Annotated in this window: 2 protein-coding genes; both read left to right on the forward strand. The window is 75.5% G+C overall.

Annotation, left to right across the window (positions count from 1 at the left end):
- The first annotated feature begins 44 nt into the window (after positions 1-44).
- Entirely contained in the window at positions 45-722 is a 678-nt protein-coding gene (locus tag MFF42_RS24725; RefSeq protein ID WP_009863996.1) for a Crp/Fnr family transcriptional regulator, read from the forward strand.
- Between the two features lie 162 nt (positions 723-884).
- A complete protein-coding gene (locus tag MFF42_RS24730; RefSeq protein ID WP_012752983.1) occupies positions 885-1,271 on the forward strand; it encodes a hypothetical protein in 387 nt (128 codons plus the stop codon).
- Positions 1,272-1,613 lie beyond the last annotated feature (342 nt).

Raw genomic sequence — 1,613 nt, forward strand, 5'->3', positions numbered from 1 at the left:
CCCGGCGCCCGACCGGCGCGCCGCGGAGCTGAAGGTCATCGCGCATGTCTCACGCCGACCGCGTCGAGCGCTGGTTCGAGCAGTTTCCCGTGCTCGGGACGCTTCCGGCCGACCACCGGCACATCCTGCGCGGCGCCGTGCGCTTTCCCGTGCTGGAGGCGGGAGCGACCGCCTACGAGCTGGGAGGCGAGTGCGCGAACTACCTGATGTGCATCGAGGGCCGGACACGCGTCTTCCGGATCTCCGCGGGCGGCCGCGAGATGCTGATCTACCGGGTGGGTCCCCGGGGGACCTGCGTCCTCACGACCCAGTGCCTGCTCGCCGGCGGCACCTTCCCGGCCGAGAGCGTCGCGGAGCAGCGCACGGTGCTGGCGGCGCTTCCGGCGGAGACCTTCCGGCACCTCATGGCGGCCTCGGCCGCGTTCCGCGCCTTCGTCCTCGACGATTACGCCAAGCTCATGGCCGTCCTGTTCGGGCTCCTCGACGAGATCGCCTTCACGCCCCTTGAGGAGCGCCTCGCCCGGCACCTGCTCGCCCAAGCGGACCAGCACGGAAGGGTGACCGCGACGCACCGGCAGATCGCGGCCGACCTCGGCACCGTGCGCGAGGTCGTCAGCCGGCATCTCGCCGGCTGGGAGCGCGCGGGATGGATCCGGGTCCTGCGCGGGCAGGTCGAGATCCGCGACCGCATCGCCCTGGCCGGACATCGGCTCCGCCCCTGAGGCCGGGCCGGACCCCGGCGAAGCGCGAAACCCTCCGCGCGAGGAGGGTCCTGCGACGGGTCGCGCCGCCGGCGCGCGGGAACGATCGGGCTCCTCGGACGCTGGCCTCCCCCACCTCCGCGAGACCTTGCGCCGGGCGGCGCGCCCCCGTAAGCATGGCGTATGGTCAGGCTTCGGCAGCGGTGGGACGGGTACGCGTCCGGCGTTTGGCGCCGCGCCCTGGTTTGCCTGCTCGCCATCGCCCTGACCGTCTCCCTGGTGGACCCGGCCCTGACCGCGCCCGCGTCGCCGGACGAGGAAGCCGGCGGGCCCGGCATCGTCATCGTGCTCGATGCCATCTCCGGGGCGCCCGCCGCGGACGAGCCGGCGGACCGCGGCCTTGCGGGGCCTGGCCGTTGCAGCGCGCACTGCCCCTGCCATGCCGTCATCCGGCCGGAGAGCCCGGTCGTGACGCCCCTGCGCATCGCCAGGCCGCCCGAATTCACCCTCGGCACCGCCCGCCTCTCCTCCGTGGCATCGACGCCCCCGAGCGAGCCCCCGCGCGCCTGACCCGCCGGCCGCCGCATGCCGCGGCGGCAACCCGGGTTGCATGGTCATCCCCAGGCCCGGAAGGGAAGGCGCCCGCCCTGCGCGGCGCGGGTCCCGTCGATGCGACGGGGCGGCATGTGGCAGCATCTCGCAGGGTGGGCGATGCCCGTTCCCCTCATCATCGACCCCGAACCGGCGGTCTTCCCGGGCGCGGCGCCGCGTGCCGGCGCGTTCCCGCTCGCTCGTGCGGGCCAGGCCTCGGCGCTCGCCGCGGGTCGGGGACGCCGCGCAGCCGAGCCTCGGCAGGGCGGTACGCCGGAGCCGTCGCGCGGGTCGGATCCGGCCGGGCCATGGTCCGCCGCG

This window comes from Methylorubrum podarium (genome assembly GCF_022179745.1).
GTDB lineage: Bacteria > Pseudomonadota > Alphaproteobacteria > Rhizobiales > Beijerinckiaceae > Methylobacterium > Methylobacterium podarium.

What these genes read in the sequence shown, in the direction of transcription:
- MFF42_RS24730 (WP_012752983.1), top strand. Translation starts at nt 885, where the DNA reads ATGGTCAGGCTTCGGCAGCGGTGGGACGGGTACGCGTCCGGCGTTTGG.
- MFF42_RS24725 (WP_009863996.1), top strand. Translation starts at nt 45, where the DNA reads ATGTCTCACGCCGACCGCGTCGAGCGCTGGTTCGAGCAGTTTCCCGTG.